The 16,218-nt window shown below is 32.7% G+C and carries 22 protein-coding genes; 8 read left to right on the top strand and 14 right to left on the bottom strand.

All coding sequences use genetic code 11. The features are described 5' to 3' along the window. The 4 genes from MK115_RS07800 to MK115_RS07785 all read right to left on the bottom strand — a co-directional run. On the bottom strand, positions 1 to 569 hold a 569-nt coding region (locus MK115_RS07800), incomplete at its 3' end, for an ATP-dependent metallopeptidase FtsH/Yme1/Tma family protein (RefSeq protein ID WP_287610660.1). A gap of 113 nt (positions 570 to 682) precedes the next feature. Further along, the gene (ribD, locus tag MK115_RS07795; RefSeq protein WP_287610659.1) at positions 683 to 1,777 is read right to left on the bottom strand and encodes a bifunctional diaminohydroxyphosphoribosylaminopyrimidine deaminase/5-amino-6-(5-phosphoribosylamino)uracil reductase RibD; all 1,095 of its coding nucleotides are present in this window, start codon (positions 1,775 to 1,777) and stop codon (positions 683 to 685) included. 15 nt (positions 1,778 to 1,792) lie between these two features. After that, the gene (locus MK115_RS07790) at positions 1,793 to 2,293 is read right to left on the bottom strand and encodes a DUF3122 domain-containing protein (protein WP_287610658.1); all 501 of its coding nucleotides are present in this window, start codon (positions 2,291 to 2,293) and stop codon (positions 1,793 to 1,795) included. After that, a complete protein-coding gene (locus tag MK115_RS07785; RefSeq protein ID WP_011863384.1) occupies positions 2,268 to 2,519 on the bottom strand; it encodes a DUF8678 family protein in 252 nt (83 codons plus the stop codon). The genes MK115_RS07790 and MK115_RS07785 overlap by 26 nt, the downstream gene beginning before the upstream one ends. A gap of 83 nt (positions 2,520 to 2,602) precedes the next feature. Between MK115_RS07785 and cbiT the strand changes: the two genes are divergently transcribed. Continuing rightward, a complete protein-coding gene (gene cbiT / locus MK115_RS07780) occupies positions 2,603 to 3,877 on the top strand; it encodes a precorrin-6Y C5,15-methyltransferase (decarboxylating) subunit CbiT (protein WP_287610656.1) in 1,275 nt (424 codons plus the stop codon). Between the two features lie 13 nt (positions 3,878 to 3,890). Here cbiT and MK115_RS07775 read toward each other — a convergent pair whose 3' ends face one another. Together MK115_RS07775 and pheS are read right to left on the bottom strand one after the other, a co-directional pair. Continuing rightward, a complete protein-coding gene (locus MK115_RS07775) occupies positions 3,891 to 4,799 on the bottom strand; it encodes an NAD(+) kinase (RefSeq protein WP_025891904.1) in 909 nt (302 codons plus the stop codon). Positions 4,800 to 4,869: 70 nt separating this feature from the next. Then, positions 4,870 to 5,877 (bottom strand): phenylalanine--tRNA ligase subunit alpha, encoded by a 1,008-nt coding sequence (gene pheS, locus MK115_RS07770; protein WP_287610655.1) that lies wholly within the window; start codon positions 5,875 to 5,877, stop codon positions 4,870 to 4,872. Positions 5,878 to 5,945: 68 nt separating this feature from the next. Between pheS and surE the strand changes: the two genes are divergently transcribed. Then, entirely contained in the window at positions 5,946 to 6,755 is an 810-nt protein-coding gene (gene surE, locus MK115_RS07765; RefSeq protein ID WP_025882046.1) for a 5'/3'-nucleotidase SurE, read from the top strand. Here surE and MK115_RS07760 read toward each other — a convergent pair. Continuing rightward, positions 6,735 to 7,268 carry a DUF3611 family protein gene (locus tag MK115_RS07760; RefSeq protein ID WP_025935335.1) on the bottom strand — a complete coding sequence of 178 codons (534 nt, stop codon included), beginning with the start codon at positions 7,266 to 7,268 and terminating at the stop codon, positions 6,735 to 6,737. The genes surE and MK115_RS07760 overlap by 21 nt on opposite strands. Positions 7,269 to 7,336: 68 nt before the next feature. Here MK115_RS07760 and MK115_RS07755 point away from each other — a divergent pair, with 68 nt between their 5' ends. The 5 genes from MK115_RS07755 (at position 7,337) to MK115_RS07735 (ending at position 10,001) form a co-directional block, all read left to right on the top strand. Next, positions 7,337 to 8,260, top strand: a complete 924-nt coding sequence (locus MK115_RS07755) for a bifunctional riboflavin kinase/FAD synthetase (protein ID WP_287610653.1) — start codon at positions 7,337 to 7,339, stop codon at positions 8,258 to 8,260. Positions 8,261 to 8,267: 7 nt separating this feature from the next. Continuing rightward, a complete protein-coding gene (locus MK115_RS07750; protein WP_287610652.1) occupies positions 8,268 to 9,323 on the top strand; it encodes a thiamine phosphate synthase in 1,056 nt (351 codons plus the stop codon). Next, on the top strand, positions 9,313 to 9,522 hold the full coding sequence (thiS, locus tag MK115_RS07745; protein ID WP_287610651.1) for a sulfur carrier protein ThiS: 210 nt from the start codon (positions 9,313 to 9,315) through the stop codon (positions 9,520 to 9,522). The genes MK115_RS07750 and thiS overlap by 11 nt, the downstream gene beginning before the upstream one ends. Positions 9,523 to 9,634: 112 nt before the next feature. Continuing rightward, on the top strand, positions 9,635 to 9,802 hold the full coding sequence (locus MK115_RS07740; protein WP_011863393.1) for a DUF8633 family putative protein: 168 nt from the start codon (positions 9,635 to 9,637) through the stop codon (positions 9,800 to 9,802). 67 nt (positions 9,803 to 9,869) lie between these two features. Next, positions 9,870 to 10,001 (top strand): hypothetical protein, encoded by a 132-nt coding sequence (locus tag MK115_RS07735; RefSeq protein ID WP_011376917.1) that lies wholly within the window; start codon positions 9,870 to 9,872, stop codon positions 9,999 to 10,001. 4 nt (positions 10,002 to 10,005) lie between these two features. On the opposite strand, the gene larB is transcribed toward MK115_RS07735, so the two are convergent. Genes larB through era form a run of 4 tightly spaced genes read right to left on the bottom strand, consistent with a single transcriptional unit; the run spans position 10,006 to position 13,234 of the window. Next, on the bottom strand, positions 10,006 to 10,662 hold the full coding sequence (gene larB / locus MK115_RS07730; RefSeq protein ID WP_287610649.1) for a nickel pincer cofactor biosynthesis protein LarB: 657 nt from the start codon (positions 10,660 to 10,662) through the stop codon (positions 10,006 to 10,008). Next, positions 10,659 to 11,105: a TIGR03792 family protein gene (locus MK115_RS07725; RefSeq protein ID WP_287610648.1), complete on the bottom strand. Its 447-nt coding sequence runs from the start codon at positions 11,103 to 11,105 to the stop codon at positions 10,659 to 10,661. The genes larB and MK115_RS07725 overlap by 4 nt, the downstream gene beginning before the upstream one ends. After that, on the bottom strand, positions 11,102 to 12,322 hold the full coding sequence (gene trmD, locus MK115_RS07720) for a tRNA (guanosine(37)-N1)-methyltransferase TrmD (RefSeq protein WP_287610647.1): 1,221 nt from the start codon (positions 12,320 to 12,322) through the stop codon (positions 11,102 to 11,104). Before trmD ends, MK115_RS07725 begins: the two co-directional genes overlap by 4 nt. Further along, positions 12,323 to 13,234, bottom strand: coding sequence for a GTPase Era (era, locus tag MK115_RS07715; RefSeq protein WP_287610646.1), 912 nt, complete (start codon positions 13,232 to 13,234; stop codon positions 12,323 to 12,325). It lies immediately after the preceding gene. A gap of 38 nt (positions 13,235 to 13,272) precedes the next feature. Here era and MK115_RS07710 point away from each other — a divergent pair, with 38 nt between their 5' ends. Beyond that, on the top strand, positions 13,273 to 13,800 hold the full coding sequence (locus tag MK115_RS07710) for a sll1618 family protein (RefSeq protein WP_287610645.1): 528 nt from the start codon (positions 13,273 to 13,275) through the stop codon (positions 13,798 to 13,800). A 51-nt stretch (positions 13,801 to 13,851) separates the two neighbouring features. Here the strand turns inward: MK115_RS07710 and MK115_RS07705 are convergent, their stop codons facing one another. From MK115_RS07705 to rpsP, 3 genes are all read right to left on the bottom strand, one after another. Beyond that, on the bottom strand, positions 13,852 to 14,589 hold the full coding sequence (locus tag MK115_RS07705; RefSeq protein WP_011818901.1) for a Bax inhibitor-1/YccA family protein: 738 nt from the start codon (positions 14,587 to 14,589) through the stop codon (positions 13,852 to 13,854). Positions 14,590 to 14,662: 73 nt separating this feature from the next. Beyond that, positions 14,663 to 15,619, bottom strand: coding sequence for a PhoH family protein (locus MK115_RS07700; protein WP_287610644.1), 957 nt, complete (start codon positions 15,617 to 15,619; stop codon positions 14,663 to 14,665). A 36-nt stretch (positions 15,620 to 15,655) separates the two neighbouring features. Beyond that, positions 15,656 to 16,021: a 30S ribosomal protein S16 gene (gene rpsP, locus MK115_RS07695; protein WP_025933864.1), complete on the bottom strand. Its 366-nt coding sequence runs from the start codon at positions 16,019 to 16,021 to the stop codon at positions 15,656 to 15,658. Positions 16,022 to 16,218 lie beyond the last annotated feature (197 nt).

Below are 16,218 nucleotides of genomic sequence, written 5' to 3'. Positions count from 1 at the left end.
TTTAAGAAATCAACTATTTCAGTTAATTCGTCCTTGGCCTCATCAACTCCAGCAACATCTGCAAATGTGACTTTTGATTCGTCATCAGGTACATAAACTTTTGCTTTACTTTTAGTAAAACTTAGAGCTCCCTGAGCACCTCCGCCTCCCATGCTTCTTCTAGCGAAGAATTGTAAAACAAGTATAAAAATTAAAGGGGGAACAACCCAACTCAAAATGGTTGAGAAGAAATTAGGTTTTTTGGGAGGAGCAGCAGCGAATTCCACCCCTTTACTTTCTAACCTTTGTGGAAGGTCCATATCAAAAATTGGGGTTGTTGCTAAAACAGAAGGGGCGCCTTCTTCAGCTCCATTTAACTCATATCTAATTTGTTCTTGAGTGATATATGCACGCTTAACTTCCCCATCATTAACCTGATCTATAAATAAAGAGTAAGGAACCCTAGGGATTTGCATATTTTGATTAGGGAAAAGGCTACTAAATAAAAGTAATGCTCCAACTCCTATCAAAATGATATTTACAATTCCAAATCTTCTATTAGGTTGATTATCGTCTTGTCTTATTGGCATAATTGTGGGCAAATTTGAACTTATTATAAACTAAACCAACAGTTTCCGTATCTGTATTGTTTTTTTTGGGTAAGAACCGTACGGTACTTTAACCCAAATAAATATCTTAAAAATTAATTTTTGAATAAACTCTTAACGCATATATCATCACCAATCAAACTAAGCTGAGATTCGCTTAATTTAATAATTTCATGCATTTCTCCAAACTCAAAATCCCCAAGGGGATTCATACTATTTTCTCCACCTAAAATTTTTGGAGCAATAAAAGTAATAATTTCCTGAATACAATTAGATTTAATAGCGGCAGTAGCCAATCGAGGGCCACATTCCCACAAAACATTATTACATCCCCTTTTAGCAAGTATTTTTGAAATTAACTCTGGATTATCTGATGATACCTTTTCAACTTCAACAGACTTTGGAATCCTAGTGAGGTAGTTTTCATTTGCTGTAGAAGAATCATAAATAACTAATGTTTTTGCCTTATTACAATCCCAAAGATTAGATTTTGTTGGCAGGTCTAAACTTTTTGTAAACACAACCCGCAAAGGCTCAGGATTTTTTAAACCTCTAGTAGTTAAGAGGGGATTATCTCTTCTTAATGTGTTTCCACCAATGATTATTGCATCAAATTCTGCTCTAAAAGAGTGTACTAATGCCCTTGATTCTTCATTAGTAATCCATTTACTTTTTCCATTTTTTAAAGCTATTCTTCCATCAATACTCATTGCCCATTTAAGAACACCAAATGCCTTTTTAGTAATATTCCTATGAATGAAAGCCTTATTTAGATCTAAGGATTCTTTTTTACATAATCCTAAGTGAACTTGTATTCCAGCTTCTTTTAGCAGCTTAATACCTTTACCAGCGACTCTTACATCAGGGTCTTCAATAGATATATAAGCCTTTTTTATCCCAGAGGATATCACCTTATCTACACATGGAGGTGTTCTACCCTGGTGGCAACAAGGTTCAAGATTTACATAAATTGACCCACCTTTAGCATCTTTTTTTAAATTATTAAAAGCCATTGCCTCTGCATGAGGCATCCCTGCCTTGAAATGAAACCCTTCTGAAATAAGCTTTCCATTCTTATCAAGTATCACTGCTCCCACCCTTGGGTTTGGACTCGTTGTATTTTTGCCTAAAGAAGCCAAAAAAATTGCTCTTTTCATCCATTTTGTATGGCTTACATTTTTTTCAGACATCTCCAAAAATCAAATTCAGTTTATTGATCTCCACTCTTTAACAACAAAAGGAGGAACAGGTAACTCAGAAAAAACTCCCGACAAAGATAATCTTAATGGTCTATTTTTATCTAAATTTTTAATCAATTCATCAAGATCGAATTCTGCTGCAGCTTGTCTTCCATCATTTGCTAATTCCACATTAAGTAATGTTTTATCATCTAAAAGCCACTGTTTTCTCCCTGATTCAACCCTCAAGTCAGTGGGATGATCAATCCTAAGATTTCCTGGATATCCTATTACTCTCAAGATCAATTTATCTTCAAAAAGAGGTGATTTATAAGCTACTAATTGCCAAGTTTCAAAGTCCAAGTCCCTTAAAAACTCACTACTAGCATTTATTAATTCCCCATTTATTTCTGTTTCTGCAACTTCTGCAGATACTTTTAATGGGTTAAAAATAAAGGATAGTAGTAAAAGTAAAGGTAATATTCCTTTTAAAAAAATATTTTTATTTGATTTTGTAATTTTCTTCATTTTCAGAATCCATCAGGGCATCAAGAGTTACAGCTGTTCTTACAATAGCTTGATATCTTTTGATTATTTTACGATTTTTTTCTATAACTCGAGATAAATTCAAAGTGTCTTTTTCAGAATAGCTAGATGTTAAATCGCTAGAATCTTCTTCAATAAACTCAAATTCACTATCTTTATTAATTAGAGTTAACAATAAATCATGTAATCTCTTTCTCCTTTCAGACAATTAATTTACTATGATAACTCGAATAATAATAAGATAATTTAATAAAACATTCAAACAATTTAGTTCCATTTCATTAAATATTGATGACTGAAGTTAATAGAAAAATTCATGTAATTGGGATTAATTCTTATAAATTTGAGGATCTATCTTTCAAATTACAAAATCTATTTTTAGAAACAGAAAATATTGCAGTTCCAAATTCATATTTTGAAGAAATTAAATCATGGAGCGAAGATGGTTTATTAAAAAAGAAATCATTTTTTTCGAGCAAAAGTAATAACGAACTTGTTAACTGGCTTAGATCTCAAAAAACTGATGTTATTTTAATTTCTAGAGGAGATCCACTTTGGTTTGGAATTGGGAGAATATTACTAGAAAATTTTTCAAAAGATGAATTAAGTTTCTACCCTTCAAATACTTGCATTCAATTAGCATTTAGTAAGTTAAAGATCCCATGGCAAGATACTGTTAATGTAAGTATTCACGGCAGAGATTCTACTAAGTTAGTTGAGGCTCTTAAAGCAAGGCCTTCAAGTTTGGCTATTATTACAGATTCAAATAACAAAAGTTTAGAAATAATCAAAAAAAACTTATCAGAATTAAATCTTATTGACTTCTATGATTTTTGGCTCTGTGAAGAAATAGGCTTCGACAAAGAAAATATAAGAAAATTAAATCTTAAAGAATCATTACCCTCTGATATATCAAGTTTGAACATTGTTGTTCTTACAAAAACAAAGAAAAATTACTCAAATAATAATCTCCCTCTTTTCGGAATCAGTGACCATATTTTTAAGACTTTTGATGATAGACCAAACTTATTAACTAAAAGGGAGGTTCGTATTCAAATCTTAGCTGATCTAGAGCTCCCAAAAAATGGTGTCATTTGGGATATAGGAGCAGGTTGTGGGTCAATTGGTTTAGAGGCATTAAAATTAAGGCCTAATTTAGATTTGTTTTGTATCGATAAAAGGATTGGCTCAAAAGCATTAATACTAGAAAACTCAAAAAGGCTTGGCGTTAAACCAAAATTTATTTTTGAGGAAGACATAAATTGCATCTTGAATATGAATAATTTAAGTTCTCTTGAAAAACCTAATAGATTAGTAATTGGAGGATGTAATAAAGAGACTAAACTTCTAATAATTGATACTTTGGCTCAGAGTATGAGTATTGGAGATATTATCGTTATCCCAATAATTGACATTCAAACTATTAAAGAATTGAAAGAGGAATTAGAAGATAAAAATTTCAAAACAAATTTAAATTTAATTCAGACCTATAAAAGCTTAAGTATTGCTGAGGGAATGAGATTAGAACCAAATAATCCTGTTTTTCTATTAAAAGGGAAAAAATAAATTTAAGTAATTGTTATTTGTCAGGTTTAGCCACATGGGGCAAACCCCAACCTAGTTTATTTCTTAAAACTTGGAAAAATTCGTGATCTTCAAGTCTAATAAATTTTACTGAGTGTTTACTTTTTCTTATTAAAACTCTATCTTCAGGCCAAACATAACAACCAGCATTTCCATCAACAACCATTACTAACCTTTCAGGAGTTGCAGGGAAAACAGTTACTGGCTCTGAATCATTAAAAACCAATGCCCTAGATGCCAATGAATGTGGAGCAATTGGAGTTAATTGCACGACTGGACAATCAGGTGTGATAACTGGTCCTCCAGCACTTAGAGAATAGGCGGTAGAACCAGTTGGAGTAGATAAAATTACTCCATCAGCTGAAATATCCACAGGAGCATGTCGCCCTATAGAAATCTCAAAATGACACATACTTGTCAGAGGTTCTCTATGAAGAGCCATCTCATTAAGACAGAGAGACTCCCATCTCCTCTGATCATTCCTCATTACACTAATGATAAAGCAAGTTCTTTCTTCAATATCCCAATTTCCAGCAATTATTTTATCTATAGCCTCATCTAGGTTAGATAAATAAGCTTCCGCAAGAAATCCTAAATGACCAGTATTTATTGTAAGAATTGGAATTTTAGCAGGTGCCGTTTGCCTTGCAGCAGAAAGCACAGTCCCATCTCCGCCAAGAACAATTGCAAATTCCATTGATGAATCAAACCCCTCAGGGACACAATTCGTATATCCCAAAGGACGAACATGTTGATCAGGATTTGCGAAACCAACCATCCCTCCAGAGCTACTAACTCTTACAACTTCAAAATTAGATTTTTCCAATTTTTTTTGAACAGAAGTTGCAGTTTGAACAGCTAGTTCCTTTCCATCATTAACGATTAGTCCTGCTTTACGTACCAATCAAAAAATTAAAACTAGGACTATCTTAAACTAATTTGTTGGACAATCCTAATTTAAAAATTAAATACTATTAGAACTGTTCTAAGAATCTAATATCATTTGTATAAAATTTTCTGATGTCGTCGATCTGATGTCTCACCATACAAAATCTCTCAACTCCTAATCCTGCTGCAAAACCAGTCCATTTCTCAGAATCTATTCCTAATTTTTCTAAGACCTTTGGATCAACCATTCCGCAACCCATTACTTCTAACCATTTACCTTTCCACTGGACGTCTACTTCTGCTGAAGGTTCAGTAAATGGGAAATAACTAGCTCTAAATCTTACAGGAATATCTCCAAAAAAGGTCTTTAAAAATGTAAGAACTGTTCCTCTTAAATGACTAAAATTAATGTCTTGATCGATACATAAAACCTCAACCTGATTAAATACAGGGGAATGAGTAGCATCTACTGCATCTCTCCTATATACTCTCCCGGGAGCAATAATTCTTACTGGAGGAGGATTCTTCTCTAAGTACCTTATCTGAACAGGAGAAGTATGGGTCCTTAAAAGTCGATTTTCATCTAAGTAGAAAGTATCCTGCATATCTCTTGCGGGATGATTTTTGGGTATGTTGAGAGACTCAAAATTATAAAAATCAGTTTCTATTTCAGGGCCACTTTCAACTGAGTATCCTAAACCACAAAAAATATCTATTATTTCGTCTTGAGTTGAAATCAAAGGATGTTTATTCCCAGGGGGTGTTCCAATTGAAGGGATAGTTACATCAATTTTTTCTTTTTTAATCTTTTTATCTAAGGCTTCGCTGTTTAGTTTATTTTTTCTTTCAGTTATTAGTTCTTGCAAATTTATCTTTATTAAATTTGCCTTCTGGCCAATAATTGGTCTATCAGTAGCAGATAATTGACCCATTGTTTTCAAAATAATTGATAAATCACCTTTTTTCCCTAGCAAGGAAACTCTCAATTGATCCAGTTCTTCATGAGTATTAGAATTATCTATATTATTTTTTGCTGTTAGAGAAAGATTATTTAGTTTTTCCTCAATTTGACTTAATGATTCAATTTGACTCACTGATATAGTAAAAATAAGTATTGCTTTATCTTACTTAAATATCGTCCATAAATAAAATGTCTTGATTAATGAAACCGTTAAATATATTAATTAGCAATGATGATGGTGTTTTCGCAGCGGGGATAAGAGCTTTAGCAAAATCAGCCCAAAAAAGAGGACATAAGGTAAAAGTAGTATGTCCTGACCAAGAAAGATCAGCTACTGGTCATGGTCTTACTTTACAATCCCCATTAAGAGTGGAAAAAGCTGACGAATTATTTGGAGAGGGTATTGAAGCTTGGGGATGTTCCGGCACACCTGCTGATTGTGTCAAATTAGCACTATCTGAACTCTTGGATCATAAACCTGATCTGGTACTATCCGGAATAAATCACGGACCCAATTTAGGGACAGATATTTTTTGTTCAGGCACAGTCGCTGCAGCTATGGAAGGCACTTTAGAAAATGTTCCTTCCATGGCAATAAGTGTTGCTAGTTTTAAATGGAAGAATTTTGAATTTGCTGGAGAAATTGCAATGAATATTGCCGAACAAGCAATTAACGATAGTTGGCCAGCTTCACTTTTATTAAATTTGAACATACCCCCCTGCGAAAAAAACAAGATAAAAGAATTATCCTGGACAAGATTATCGGTAAGAAAATATAAAAATCAATTTTCCAAAAGGGAAGACCCAAGGGGTGACGATTATTATTGGTTAGCAGGTGAGGTAGTTTTAGATCTTAAATCAAAAGGTTATGGTCCAAAAAACTGGCCCAGTGACGTATCTCAAATACAAGAAAATAAAATATCTCTTACACCTGTAGAACCAGATTTATTTTGGAGAGGTAATTTAGATGACTTACCTAAAATTAATAATTCATTTGTAAATCCTTCTTAAAAGCCATAAAGAAAAGCAAAGTCCAAAAAAATGAGCAGCGATAACTTGCGTGTTACTGAGAACTGATAATATTTCAAGACCAGTAATTGGGATATCAGATGTCGCTGTTATCAATTGTCCAGTTGTTTGAGAGGATGCTTGTATAAATAAGGCTCCCATAAGAGCTTGATATCCAATTAATCCAAACAAAATTCCAAATAAATCAACTATTAGTCCTCGTTTTATCAATTTACCGGTTTGTCCTCTTGAGGGTCTTGCGTTGCTTGCGATTGCTCTTCCTGTTCTAACTATTAACCAACCTTGCCAAAGACTAAAAAGTAGTAAAATCAGGGATATTGTTGTAAGTGATAGACCAGGCGCTAAGCCAAGCTGTCCTTCGCTGTTATTTACAACATTTGAAAAAAGCAAAACAGCTGCAACAACAACACCTAAAATGGACTGAACCCAAAAGCGTATCCATCCAATGCGCCGCATTCCAAATGAAAGGGACTGAAAATCAATTTTGTCAGACATTCATTTGATTGAATAAACTGTAATCAATCCAAATTTGCCACTAAAATCATAAAATTGCACGTAATCTTTTGATCTCTTTAATATCGCCATCTGAAGTTAAGAGTCCTACCTCAATAGCTATTGGAAGTTTTGATGGCCTTCATGCTGGCCACAGACAATTAATAAAAAGTGTAGTTGAAGAAAATCAATATACCCCAACAATTGCAAGCTTCTGGCCTCATCCCCGAGAAGTTCTTTACAAAGAGACGCGTCTTAGACTTGATCTCCCTTATGAAAAACTATCTATTCTTGAAGATCTGGGGATTGAACAATTAGTTCTGATTCCTTTTGATATGGAACTATCCAAATTAAGTGCAGAAAGATTCGTAAGAGATATTTTGATAAATCAATTACAAGCAAAAAACATTTCTGTAGGTGCTAATTTTAAATTTGGTTTCAGAAGAAGTGGAGATATAAATACAATAAAAAATATGATTAAGGATACGGATATTAAACTAAAAATTATTCCAATTTTAGAAGACAAGGAAGGTAGAATCAGCAGCAGCAGAATAAGAGATCTATTAGAGAAAAGTGATCTGAAAAATGCTTTCAAAATTCTTAATAGGCCTTATAGTTTTAATGGAAAGGTTGTTAAAGGTAAAGGAATTGGGAAAAGTATAGGATGGCCTACCGCAAATCTTGAAATAGATGGCAGAAAATTTTTACCTGGAGAAGGAGTTTACGCATCTTGGACAACCATAGAAAATTCCAACAAAAAAATTGAATCTGTTATGAATCTTGGCTCTCAACCAACAATAAATCCTTTATTGCCATCTGCAGTTGAAGTTCATTTAATAAATAAAGATATCGATCTATATGGTTTAAATCTATCTGTAGAACCAGTTGAAAAACTTAGATCTCAAATCAAGTTCAAAAATATAGATCAACTTTCTAATCAAATTAAAAAAGATAGAGATAATGCTCTGAAAATTTTTAAAAACTACAAAAAATAAATTACAAATGCTGAATTCCAATCCTAAAGACGCTGAAGATTTAAGAATTTATCAAATTATTGACGCTAATCTAGATAGAGCTAGAGAAGGACTAAGAGTATTAGAGGATTGGGCTAGATTTGGCCTAGGCAAAGAAAAATATGTTGAAAAGATTAAAAATTTTAGACAAATTTTAGGAAAAAATCATTTAGAAGTTTATAAACAATCTAGAAATCACATTGAGGACAAATGTAAAGGATTGACTCATCAAGAGCAAATCAACAGAAAAACTTCTGAGCAAATTATAAGTTCTAATTCAGCCCGAGTTCAAGAAGCATTACGAGTCATAGAAGAATTTTCAAGGCTACAGAATCATGAGCTTTCAAAAATCGCTTCGGAAATTAGATATGAAATTTATACTATTGAAATTGACTTATTGAGTTATAGCAAGTTTAAGAAGTCGGAGGAAATATTAAAAGAAAATGACTTATATGTAATCACAGATCAAAAAGACAATTTATTAGAAATAATAGAAGAGATTTTAATTGCGGGAGTAAGAATTATTCAACATAGATTTAAAACGGGAACTGATCAAGATCATCTTCAAGAAGCAATTCAGATTAAAAATCTATGTAAAAGATATAATTCTTTGTTTATCGTTAACGATAGACTTGATATAGCTCTGGCATCTAACGCTGATGGGATTCATCTTGGTCAAGACGATTTAGATTTAAAAACCGCAAGAAAACTATTAGGATATTCAAAAATTGTCGGTATAAGTGCAAATAATGCAATTGATATTTCAAATGCTCTTAAGGAGGGTTGTGATTACATAGGAATAGGACCAGTATTTGAAACTACAACAAAAAAGAATAAAAAACCTTTAGGTATTGAAAATATCAAAACATTAACAAAGGATTTAAATATTCCTTGGTTTGCTATTGGAGGAATCAAGTCAAATAATATTTCATATTTAAAAAGAAATGGGTTTAAAAAAGTTGCCCTAGTTTCGCAATTAATGAATTCTGAAGATCCTAAAGAAGACGCTATTATGATTCTAAAAGAGTTGTCTCATGAAAATTAAGGTAAATGGAGAAGAAAAAAAAATAGAACTTGATCAAGAAAATGCTCTACTATCTACAGCTCTTCACCATATGGGATATAAACCAAACACAATTGTAGTGGAGTTAAATAATTTAATTATAAATTCAATGAAATGGGAAAAAGTGAAGCTTAAAGATGGTGATAATTTAGAAATTGTTTCAATAGTTGGTGGCGGATAAAAGAAAAATATTTAATATATTAAAAATCTTCATATTTTTTTAAGTTTAGGCTTGAAACAATAACCAAATTTCTCCTTTTTTCGTTTTATATTTTTAATACTTAAATTTAACAATGAAAGAAAAAATTGATAGCAACTCAAGGTCTCTAAAATGGGAGCAAAATGGGGAGTTAGCACATAAAGATCTCTCTGAGCTAATTGAAAGATTAAAAAATGTAGAAAGTGAACATACCTCATCTGAGCTGTCTAGATTAGGTACAAAATCAAACATAAAAGATTAAATTTGTTACTTAGATCTTGTTTTTATAAAAATTTGTACCAAATTAAAAATACTGAATATAAAAATAAATGCCGAAAAGATTTCCAGAGTGGGTAAATACAGAAGTCGTGATAAAAGCAATCAAAATGAGAGAAGAAGGAATGCTATCAAAACAACTAAATTTATGGATAGAAAACCTATTAGAAATAGAAAAAAAGTAATTATTTAGGAAATACTTTTAATAATTCTGAGAGCCGCCATTGCTGCTCCGTAACCATTATCTATATTCATAACTGCAATACCTGGAGAACAGCTTGACAACATACTATTTAAAGCAGTTTCTCCATCCTTGCTAACGCCGTATCCTACTGAGACAGGTACTGCAATTATCGGTTGAGCCAACAATCCGCCCACAACTGTTGCCAAAGCTCCTTCCATTCCAGCACAAACTATTAATACATCATATTTATTAATTTCTTCTAACTGACTCATCAATCGATGAAGTCCCGCTACTCCAACATCTATAAAAGATTGACAATTCACTCCATAAATTTCGAGCGCTAATTGTGCTTCAAGTGTTACGGCCAAATCGCTTGAGCCGCCTGAAATTATGGCAACTTTTTTATTCGTAATTATTTTATTAAAATTTTTCCCAATTGTTAGGCAATTTGCTTCTTCATAGAATCGTGCATCATCATACAAATCTAAAAGATAATTAGCCTTTTCACTATTAATCCTAGTAATGAAAACAACCTCATTTTTACTTAATACATTTTCAGATAATCTCTCTAATTGGTCGATACTCTTATCTTGCCCCCAAATAGCCTCAATGAGTCCAAGCCTATCTCTTCTTTGAAAATCAAACTTGATATCAAAATTCATCTTTGCTTATCTAATTCTCCCTCATAAATTAATTCAAAAGGATTTTCGCCTACATTTAGAGCAGCTTTAACATTATCTTCAAATTTTTGTTGAACTACATTTACTTCTGACATTGGTATGCTTTTCCATAATTTCTTACTTTTCCAATTTACCAATATTAAAGCTTCTTCTTTTTCTTTATCCCAAAATAATTGTCTACCCAAAAAACCATCTTGAGAAGATAACCATGGCTCCCATATTTCTTTTTCCGCATTTAGCCAAGCTGCTTTTACATCAGCAGGTACTTTAAGTCTTAATTCCTCTATGACCATTTCACTTTGAAAATTATCCATTGTAAGAGCTTTTAAATTGGGAATATCAGATTGAAAAATTAAAACTACTAAGCAAATTAATAATAAACAAAATCTTTGAATTTTTTTTTTCAAATTTAAATTAAATCTCATTTTTTCTCAAGAAGAACTACTGAATGGCAACTTATACCCTCTTCTCTCCCTTCTGGACCCAATTTTTCATTCGTGGTTGCTTTAATCCCAATTAAATTTTCATCAATATTTAAAATTTCAGAAATGTTTTTTTTCATTAGTTTTATATGTGGCATGATTTTTGGCCTTTCAGCAACAAGAACACTATCAATATTATTTATTTCCCAACCATCTTGTCTTATCAAGTCAATTACTTTTGATAACAAAAACAAGCTATCAGCATTTTTCCATTTTTCATCAGATGGGGGGAAATACTTTCCTATGTCGCCCAACGAAAGTGCTCCCAATAATGCATCCATTATTGAGTGACTTAAAACATCAGCATCACTATGACCATCCAATCCTAAATTTTCAGGATGATGCAATTTTACACCTCCAATAATTAAATCTCTATCCTCTACTAGTCTGTGAATATCGTATCCATTACCTATTCTAAATTTCATGAATTGATTATTTTCTTTTATTATTCTCTTACTTTGTGGGGATTTTTTGTAGTTTTCATTTGAAATTAAGTCACTTCTTCTCTCCAATGTTCTTTCAAAACTTTTTTTTCTTCTCCACGATTTAATCTCTTCATGATTACCGCTCACTAAAATATCTGGCACTTTCATATCTTTAAAAGTTAAAGGCCTTGTGTATTGAGGATATTCTAATAAAGAAGAATTATGACTCTCATCGACTAAGGAGTCTGGATCACCAAGAGTTCCTGGTAATAATCTAGTCAAACCGTTAATTATTGATATAGCGGGTATTTCACCTCCAGAAAGTACATAATCGCCTATCGATATCTCTTCATCAGCTAAACATCTAATCCTTTCATCAAAACCTTCATATTGACCACAAATAATTATTATTTGATCCAAAGTGGACCATCTCGCAAGATCCTTTTGCTTTAAGACTTTACCCTGTGGGGTCATCAGCAAAGTTTTACTTTTAGGTAATTTTCTAATTGATTCATATGCCTTATAAATAGGTTCAGGTTTTAATACCATACCTGCTCCTCCTCCATAAGGCTTATCGTCTACTTGTCTGTAAGAACCTTCTCCATATTCTCTCAAATCATGTAAATTTACATCGATCAAATTCTTATCTAGAGCTTTTGTTATGACCCCTAAATTATTTATTAATTCAAAAGCTTTAGGGAACAATGTAATTACATCAAAATTAAAACCACTCATCTAGAAATCTTCCTCATAACCAAACTCAATTAACCTTGATTCTTTTTTTCTCCAATTTGGAACAACTTTCACAAACAACTCTAGGTGAACTGGACCATCAATTAATTTTGACATATTTGATCTTGCTGACTGACCAATCATTTTTAACATTGAACCTTTCTTTCCAATAAGAATGCCTTTTTGAGTTGATCTTTCAACAATAATAGTAGCCAAAATAGCTGTAAAAACTTTGCCATTTTTTCTTTTCATTTCCTCTCTCTTTTCTATCTTTACTGCGACACTATGAGGTACCTCTTCTCTTGTATTTTTTAATACCTGCTCTCTTACTAAATCAGATAATAAGTTATCTAATGGTTGGTCGCAAATCGTCTCTTCGCCATAAAGTTTTGGTCCCTCTGGAAGAAAATTAAGTGCCATATCGACTAGTTCAGAACATCCCTCTCCTTGAGAAGCACTTACAATTTGAAAGTTTCTATTAATTCCAAAAAATCTTCTATATTGATCTAATCGTAAATTCCTAAATTCTTTATTAACCAAATCCCACTTATTTAATGCAACAATAAACTCAGTTTTATTTGCGATTAGAAAGTTCAAAATATATTCATCACCTCTACCAGGTTCTTCACTTGAATCAATTACAAAAATTACCATATCAACTCCATTAATTGCAGATTTTGCGTTTTTTACTAATATCTCTCCAAGTCGATGATGAGGTTTATGAACACCTGGCGTATCAACAAAAATTATTTGCCCATTGTCTGTAGTAAGTATTCCTTTTAATTTATTTCTAGTAGTTTGCGCTATTGGAGAAGTAATTGTTATTTTTTCTCCAATCAATTTATTTATTAAAGTAGATTTACCAACATTTGGCCTTCCTAGTAAAGTTACAAACCCAGATCTATAATTGGCCAAAGACTTTTAATGCATCAATAATAAAATTCTGATCAAAAATGGAAAAAAAAACCATAAATTTAAAAGAAGCTTCGTTCACGCAAGCAATAAACATATCCGCACAATGGTGCAAAGAGTGGGGTGAAGATTTACTCAGCGAAGAGGTTTTAGCAGATAGAATCGCAGAGCTAACTAAAACAAGAAATGGACTCAGAGGATTTTTTGCATACGCTTTATCAGATAAAGATTGTTTTTTGTTAGATAAACTTCCTTTTTCACTAATTTACAAACTGAACGAAGGTGGTGATGCTGTAACAGAAATAGTAGTAAAAAATTTAATAATGAGTTCCGCTCAAATTATTATTCATCGAAGAGATAATAATCATGAATATGAGATAACATCGGAAAACATTTCAGATAGATGTAAGGCTATTTTAAGACTGCTAGAAACTAAGTCAGTTACAAAGTCTGTCAATCAAGTCCTTAGAGACTTAGATGATATGGGCAATAGTTTTGATAATTCAGTAAAGTATGACTCAGAGCAAAAGGAATTCATAAAAAAACAAATTCTTGATATCGCCCAATAAAAAAGCGTAGAAACAAATCTACGCTTTAGGTTAGTTATTTACGTAATGTGTTTAGTCTCTTCTTCCACCGCCTTGGAGTGCAATCATTAATCTCAATATAAAAACAAAAAGATTTATATAAGTTAGATACATACCTAAAGCCCCTGCAAGGTATTGATCATCATTATATCTTCTTGGCATTGTATAGAAATCAACGAAAGACATTGCAACAAATAAGACAGTTCCAAATCCTGCAATTATCAATTCGAGTCCTGAACCTCCAAAAACTCCTGGAGCAAAGAATCCTCCAATTAATTGGACAAACATTGCTATAAGCAGTCCTATCAACCCAAGACCAACTACCCCACTTAGTGCTTGACCAACACTATCACTCATTCTTTGGCCAGTGTAAGAGGCAATAACGAAAGTTATACCAGTAGCTAAGGCAGCTGTTCCAACAGAACCAATACCAATTGTTCCTATTGCTAAAGCAACTATTCCACTTAAGGTGAATCCAGTTAACAAGCTAAAGCCTGTTAGTAAAGGCAAAGCCTTCGCATTATTTGCATTATTTGCAGCACTTGTGGCTATAAAAAACAAAATCAATTCTGCAATTAATGCAACTATTGAAAGAGGCTGGAAAAGCCCAGGATTTGTTGCTATGAGTGAGACACCTGCTAAAACGCCTAAAGAAGTTAGAACCATACCTCCACCTACGTAAGGTAAAGCTTTTTGAACAACATTAGGTCCAACAATTGAACTAGTTTGTGCTTCACGAATAGCTTGATTGAAATTACTACTTGCTGGCATTTTCTTTTTTAAATATGATTCTATTCTACTCGATTTTTAAAATTTCAGGGTACGGATCTCCAGAGTTATAAAGTTATTGATAAGCCTCAATAATTTTCTGAACTAAAGGATGACGAACTACATCTTCAACAGTTAAATAACAAAATTTTATACCTTGAGTTTCAGAGAAAATTCTCGATGCTTCGATGAGGCCGCTTTCCTGATCTTTTTTTAAATCAATTTGTGTAATATCTCCATTTACAACCATTTTTGATCTCTCTCCTAATCTGGTCAAAAACATTCTCATTTGAGAGCAAGTAGTATTTTGTGCTTCATCCAAGATAATTAAAGAATTATCTAAGGTTCTTCCTCTCATAAATGCCAAAGGAGCAACTTCAATAATTCCCTTATCAATTAACGAATTTGTTCTATCAAACCCGAAAATACTATGTAAAGAATCAAATAAGGGTCTTAAATATGGATCTACTTTTTGTTGCAAATCACCAGGTAGAAATCCCAAACTTTCACCAGCTTCTACAGCTGGTCTGGTTAAAACAATTTTTTCAATTTTTTTCTCGTTCAATAGCCTTGCCGCGCAAACAGTTGCTAAAAATGTCTTACCAGTTCCAGCTGGACCAATTGCGAACGTAAGATCAAAGTTTTCAATTGATTCAACATATTCTTTTTGCCTTATAGTTCTTGGTCTTAAATATCTTCCTTCTTTGGAACGCGCAAGAATTTTTTTTCCAAGTTCAGCATGTGAAGACGATTCGCCCATATTTAAAGAACTTAAAGCCGCTTTAAGATCTACCTCTGGGACTTCTAACCCTTGTTCCCAAATTGGTCTTGTTAGTTCTACTAATGCTGAGGCTCTCTCAATTTTAGATATGACACCGTTCATCTCAAGTTGTAAGCCTCTTATAGTTAAAGAAACTCCTGTAAGAGACTCAAATTTTTTTAAGAAAGAATTACCAGGTCCAGATAATGCTGTAGCGGCATCAGAGCTTGGCAAATCTATTTTGAAGTGACCAGTTTTGGAAACTTCCTTCATCTAGTTATTGAATAAGAATAAAAATTTATCAAATCACTAGCTTTCAGCTTCATTACTCTCGCTTTCAGCTTTACTACTATCATTTTCTTCGTCTTTAGTTTTAGCCTTAGCTAATTTTTCCTTCTCTAACTTTGCTTTACCAATTGCGATAGAGGGTCTTTCTGTTTTTTCTAATAACCCTCCCTTTTCTAATAAAGTTCTCACAACATCAGTTGGCTGAGCACCCTGAGTAAGTCTTGTTCTTAAAGCTTCTGTGTCAAGCCTGGTTTCCTTAGTTCTTGGATTATAAAAACCTAGTTCTTGTAGAGGTCTACCATCTCTTCTGGAAGTACTATTGCATGCAACAATTCTGAAACTTGCCTCTTTTTTCTTTCCAAAGCGCTTAAGGCGCAATTTAATCATCTTAAATTAATGCGTTTTTAATAATAATATCATTTAAAGGTAAAAATATAGAAACTATAAATCGGCAAAACCTTTTTTCTTTTTATTATTTTTTTGTTTTTTCATTGGCTTATTACCACTCATACCTCCCATTCCTGGCATACCTCCCATTCCTGGCATACCTCCCATTCCTGGCATACCTCCCATTCCTGGCATAC

Origin of the sequence: Prochlorococcus sp. ALOHA_ZT_50 (assembly GCF_022447305.1) — a bacterium.
GTDB lineage: Bacteria > Cyanobacteriota > Cyanobacteriia > PCC-6307 > Cyanobiaceae > Prochlorococcus_A.
This window is presented reverse-complemented; position numbering and strand designations above follow the sequence as displayed.